The 5,355-nt window shown below is 73.9% G+C and carries 5 protein-coding genes; 3 read left to right on the top strand and 2 right to left on the bottom strand.

From position 1 onward, the window contains the following. Positions 1 to 173 precede the first annotated feature (173 nt). Positions 174 to 2,882, top strand: a complete 2,709-nt coding sequence (locus ABZ641_RS24850; protein ID WP_359985032.1) for a SpoIIE family protein phosphatase — start codon at positions 174 to 176, stop codon at positions 2,880 to 2,882. Positions 2,883 to 2,923: 41 nt separating this feature from the next. Here the strand turns inward: ABZ641_RS24850 and ABZ641_RS24845 are convergent, their stop codons facing one another. Continuing rightward, positions 2,924 to 3,415, bottom strand: a complete 492-nt coding sequence (locus ABZ641_RS24845; protein ID WP_344627346.1) for an FBP domain-containing protein — start codon at positions 3,413 to 3,415, stop codon at positions 2,924 to 2,926. 71 nt (positions 3,416 to 3,486) lie between these two features. On the opposite strand from ABZ641_RS24845, the gene ABZ641_RS24840 reads away from it, so the two are divergent. Together ABZ641_RS24840 and ABZ641_RS24835 are read left to right on the top strand one after the other, a co-directional pair. Next, positions 3,487 to 4,056 (top strand): TetR/AcrR family transcriptional regulator, encoded by a 570-nt coding sequence (locus ABZ641_RS24840; protein ID WP_344627345.1) that lies wholly within the window; start codon positions 3,487 to 3,489, stop codon positions 4,054 to 4,056. A gap of 152 nt (positions 4,057 to 4,208) precedes the next feature. Further along, positions 4,209 to 5,012 (top strand): thioesterase family protein, encoded by an 804-nt coding sequence (locus tag ABZ641_RS24835; protein WP_344627344.1) that lies wholly within the window; start codon positions 4,209 to 4,211, stop codon positions 5,010 to 5,012. Between the two features lie 123 nt (positions 5,013 to 5,135). Here the strand turns inward: ABZ641_RS24835 and ABZ641_RS24830 are convergent. Next, positions 5,136 to 5,355, bottom strand: a 220-nt coding sequence (locus ABZ641_RS24830) for a hypothetical protein (RefSeq protein WP_359985028.1), incomplete at its 5' end; no start/stop codon positions are given.

Raw genomic sequence — 5,355 nt, 5'->3', positions numbered from 1 at the left:
CGCCGCCGAGCGGGCCTGGCTGCACCGGGGCAGCCCGGTGCCCGCCACCGCGGCCGCGCTCGCGGCCTGACACCGGCGCGGGACCGGGACCGCCGGCGCGCGAAGTCCCGGTCCGGCGCCGCGCCGACTGCCACGCTTCGTGGTCGCCCTCGGCACGGTGTTTGAATGGAGCCATGGTCGATCGCGCCGACCGTTCCCGGGGCACCTCCAAGCAGTCACGCAGAGCGAGGAGCCCGCGGAGCCTTGCCGGGCAGGTGTTCGCCGTACAGGTCGCGGTGGTGGTCCTGCTGGTGCTGGGCGCGATCCTGGCGCTGGTCCTGGAGTCCAGGAGCGCCAGCGACAGGGAGGCCCGCAACCGGTCGGTGGCCGTGGCGGAGGCGTTCGCGCACTCCCCCGGGCTGGTGGACACCCTGAAGTCGTCCTCGCCCACGACGACGCTGCAGCCGCTCACCGAGGCGGCCCGCAAGGACGCCGGGGTCGACTTCATCGTGGTCATGGACACCCACGGCATCCGGTACACCCACCCGCTGCCGGACCGGATCGGCAAACGCTTCGTCGGCACCATCGAACCCTCGCTGGCCGGCCAGATCTACACCGAGAGCGTGCACGGCCCGCTCGGCCACGAGGTGCAGGCCGTGGTGCCGGTCAAGAACGCGGACGGACAGGTGGTCGGCCTGGTCTCGGCCGGGCTGAAGGTCAAAAACGTCACCTCGGCGGGCAACAAGCAGCTGCCGATCATCCTGGGCACCGGCGCCGCCGCGCTGGCGCTGGCCACCACCGGCACCGCCCTGGCCGCCCGCCGGCTGAAGCGCCAGACCCGCGGGCTCGGCCCGGAAGAGATGACGCGGATGTACGAGCACCACGACGCGGTGCTGCACGCGGTGCGCGAGGGCGTGGTCATCGTCGGCCAGGACGGCCGGCTGGTGCTGGCGAACGACGAGGCGAAGACGCTGCTCGGCCTGCCCGCCGACGCGGAGGGCCGGCACGTCGGCGACCTGGAGAGCCTCGACCCGGAGACCTCCGAGCTGCTGCTGTCCGGCCGGGAGGCCGCCGACGAGGTGCACCTGGCCGGCGGGCGGCTGCTCGTGGTGAACCAGCGGCCGACCGACCGCCACAGCGGCGCCATGGGCTCGGTCGCGACGATCCGCGACTCCACCGAGCTGGCGGCGGTGACCGGCAAGGCCGAGGCGACCGGCAAGCGGCTGGCCCTGCTCTACGAGGCGGGCACCGGCATCGGGTCCACCCTCGACGTCGAGCACACCGCCGAGGAGCTGGCCCGGGTGGCCGTCCCGGCCCTCGCGGACTTCGTCACCGTCGACCTCGCCGATCCGGTGCTCCAGGGCAACGAGCCGGCCGGCGGCGGCATGGAGCTGCGCCGGGTAGCCGTCAGCGGCATCGAGGACGACCACCCCTTCTACCCGCGCGGCAAGCTGATCACCTTCGTCCCGTCGACGCCGATGGCCCAGGGCTTCGACAGCGGCCTGTCCCAGGTGGTGCCGGACCTGTCGACGGCGGACGGCTGGCAGGCGCAGGATCCGGAGTGGACCCGCCGGATCATCGACCACGGGGTGCACTCACTGATCACCACGCCGCTGACGGCGCGCGGCATCGTCCTCGGCGTCACCAACTTCTGGCGGTCGAAGAAGCCGGAGCCCTTCGACGACGAGGACCTCTCCCTGGCCGAGGAGCTGGTCGCCCGGGCCGCGGTCAGCATCGACAACGCGCGCCGGTACACCCGGGAGCACGCGATGGCGGTGACCCTGCAGCGCAGCCTGCTGCCGCGGGCGCTGCCCGAGCAGAGCGCGCTGGAGGTCGCGCACCGCTACCTGCCGGCGCAGTCCGGGGTCAGCGGCGACTGGTTCGACGTGATCCCGCTGCCCGGCAGCCGGGTCGCGGTCGTGGTGGGCGACGTGGTCGGCCACGGCCTGCACGCGGCGGCGACCATGGGCCGGCTGCGCACCGCCGTCCACAACTTCGCCGCCCTGGACATCCCGCCGGACGAGCTGCTCGGCCACCTCGACGAGCTCGTCGACCGGATCGACCAGGAGGAGAGCGACGGCGCGACCGGGACGGGCGTCTCGGGGGCCACCTGCCTCTACGCGATCTACGACCCGGTCTCGCAGCTCTGCACCGTCAGCCGGGCCGGCCACCCGGCGCCCGCACTCGTCCGGCCGGACGGCAGCGTCGACTTCCCCGACCTCCCGGTCGGGCCGCCGCTGGGCACGGGGGGTGCGCCCTTCGAGACGGCGGAGCTGCACCTCGCCGAGGGCACCCAGATCGTCCTGTACACCGACGGGCTGATCGAGGACCGCGCGCGCGACTTCGACGTCGGCATGGAGCTGCTGCGCGACGCGCTCGCCGACCACCGGCAGGAACCAGAGGAGAACTGCCGGGCGGTGATCGAGGCGCTGCTGCCGGCCAGGCCGCAGGACGACGTGGCCCTGCTGATCGCCCGCACCCGGGTGATCGACCCGGCGAACATCGTCGAGCGGGAGATCCCGTTCGAGCCGGAGGCCGTCGCCGAGCTGCGTACCTGGGCCACCGCCGCACTGGAGAAGTGGGACCTGGGCGACCTCGTGTTCGCCACCGAGCTGATCCTCAGCGAGCTCGCCACCAATGCGATCCGCTACGGCACCGAACCGGCCCGGGTGCGGCTGCTGCGCGACCGTACCCTGATCTGCGAGGTGTCGGACGGCAGCAGCACCGCCCCGCACCTGCGGTACGCGGCCACCACGGACGAGGGCGGCCGGGGGCTGTTCCTGGTGGCCCAGCTGACCACGCACTGGGGCACCCGCTACTTCCCCCGCGGCAAGATCATCTGGGCCGAGCAGGCGCTCCCCACCTCGATCGACGTCCCGCCCGGCACCGACCGGGCCCCGTAGGCCCGCGCTTCCGGATCCTGTCGGATCGGCGCGGGCACCGCTCAGGCGGCGACCTTGGCGATGAAGGCGGCGGTGTTGACGGCGAGCCGCTCGATCCGCTCCTCCAGGGTCAGCGACTCCGGCATGCGCGCGCCGGGGCCGAGCTCGCGCCGGCCGCGGACGTACAGCGAACAGGCCAGGTCGCTGCAGATGTAGGCGCCGACCGAGTTGCCCTGGCGGCCGGCGAGGCCGGCCCGCGGCGCGACCATCAGCGAGACGCCGCCGGTGTGCGTGGTGATGCACAGCGAGCAGATGCTGCGGCGGGCGCCCCAGGACGCGCCGGACGGGCAGCGCAGCACGACACCGGTCGGCCGCCCGTCGACCTCCGCGACCAGGTGGGCGCGGTCGGGCGCCTGCGGGTCGCGCCAGCCGAGCAGGTCCAGCTCCTCCCAGGGCCGGTCGGCGAGGTCCCGGGGGACGTACATGCGCTTGGCCTCGCCCTTGGTGCAGTTCAGGAAGGCGGCACGGATCTCGGAATCGGTCAACGGCTTCATGATGCGCAGGCTAATTTGCCTAAGCCTCTTAGGCAAATGCATAATCGGTTACGGGAGACGGGAGAGTGCATATGGTTCGCGTGGGGCTCACCACGGAGCGGCTGGTACGGGCGGGCGCGGAGCTCGCCGACGAGGTCGGGTTCGACGAGGTGACCGTGACGGCACTGGCCCGCCGGTTCGACGTCAAGGTCGCCAGCCTCTACGCGCACCTGAAGAACTCCCAGGACCTGCGCACCCGGATCGCCCTCCTCGCCCTGGAGGAGCTCGCCGACGAGGTCGCCGACGCCCTCGCCGGACGGGCCGGGCGGGACGCGCTCGCCGCCTTCGCCGCCGCCTACCGCGACTACGCCCGCCGCCACCCCGGCCGCTACGCCGCCGCACAGCTGCGGCTCGACCCGGAGACGGCCGCCGCCAGCGCCGGCGTCCGGCACGCCCAGATGACCCGGGCCATCCTGCGCGGCTACGACCTCGCGGAGCCGGACCAGACGCACGCCGTCCGGATGCTCGGCAGCGTCTTCCACGGCTACGTCAGCCTGGAGGCCGCCGGCGGCTTCAGCCACACCCCGGTCGACCCGCAGCAGTCCTGGGACTGGATCGTCGACTCGCTGGACGCCGTGCTGCGCAGCCGCGCGGCGCACTGACCGCACACCCCCGCAGGGTGTGGGCAGGGTCACCCTTACGGCGGATCCGTTCGGCCGCCTACGATCCTGAACGCGACCGCCCGCCGGCGGCCCGCCCCGCCCGCCGGCACCCCTCGTCCGGCACGGCGGTCCAGCCCGAGGAGAGGTGCGCCTTGACCGCCCCCGCCGTTTCGCCCGACAGCTACTACCAGCGCACGGGCGAGCACCGCTACAAGCCCACGGCCCACGCGGGGGGCGCCTGGAACACCGAGGAGCAGCACTTCAGCCCGCTCGCCGGCCTGGTCGTGCACGCCATCGACCGGTACCTCGACGGGCGCCCCGCGACCGGCCTGGCGCTCGCCCGGATCAGCTACGACATCCTCGGCCGGCTCGCCCTCGACGAGTGCGAGATCACCGTGGAGAGCATCCGGCCGGGCCGCACCGTCGAACTCCTCGAGGCCGTCGTCACCATCGGGGACCGCCCGGTCGTCCGGGCCCGCGCCTGGCTGCTCGCCGTCCTCGACACGGCCGCCGTCGCGGACGCCCCGGGCGATCGGCTCGCCCCGCCCGAGGAGTTCGGCCCCTGGGCGATGGACGGGCTCTGGGACGGCGGCTACATCGCCTCGATCGAGGTGCGCCGCCGGGAGGCCGCGGCCGGACGGGCCGCCGCCTGGATCAGCACCCGGCACGGGCTGGTCGCCGGCGAGCCGAGCAGCCCGCTCGCCTCCTTCGTCGCCCTGGTGGACACCGCCAACGGCATCGCCGTGCAGCAGCCGCCGACCGCCTGGATGTACCCCAACACGGACCTGACCGTCCACCTCCACCGCACCCCCGAGGGCCCCTGGACGGGACTGGACACCACCGTCAGCTTCGGCCCGACCGGCCACGGCCTCACCAGCACCGTCCTCCACGACACCACCGGCCCGGTCGGCCACGCCCAGCAGATCCTCACCGTCCGCCCGCTCGCCGAGGACTAGGACGGGTCTTCAAAGGCGTACGGACGCCGAACAGGGGCGCGTGGGGCCCCTGAATCGACCGCCCGAGCGCCCTTGGAAGACGGTTCCCAGGACCTGTCGTCACAGGGCGCTCGGGTGGTCACGTCAGGCGCGGCGGGCCTTGCGGGCCAGGAAGGTGAACACGGCCACGGACGCCAGTGCGCCGCCGAGCTGGAGCAGGGCCAGGGCCATCACCGAGACCGTTCCGGGCAGGACGGCGAACAGCGGCCAGGCGAACAGCTGCACCAGCGAGGCCGGCGCCGTCAGCACCTGCGCCACCGCGGCCGCCCCGGGAACGGACGGCCCCAGCGCGACCGCCACCGCG

Source organism: Kitasatospora sp. NPDC007106 (assembly GCF_040634455.1).
Lineage (GTDB): Bacteria > Actinomycetota > Actinomycetes > Streptomycetales > Streptomycetaceae > Kitasatospora > Kitasatospora arboriphila.
This window is presented reverse-complemented; position numbering and strand designations above follow the sequence as displayed.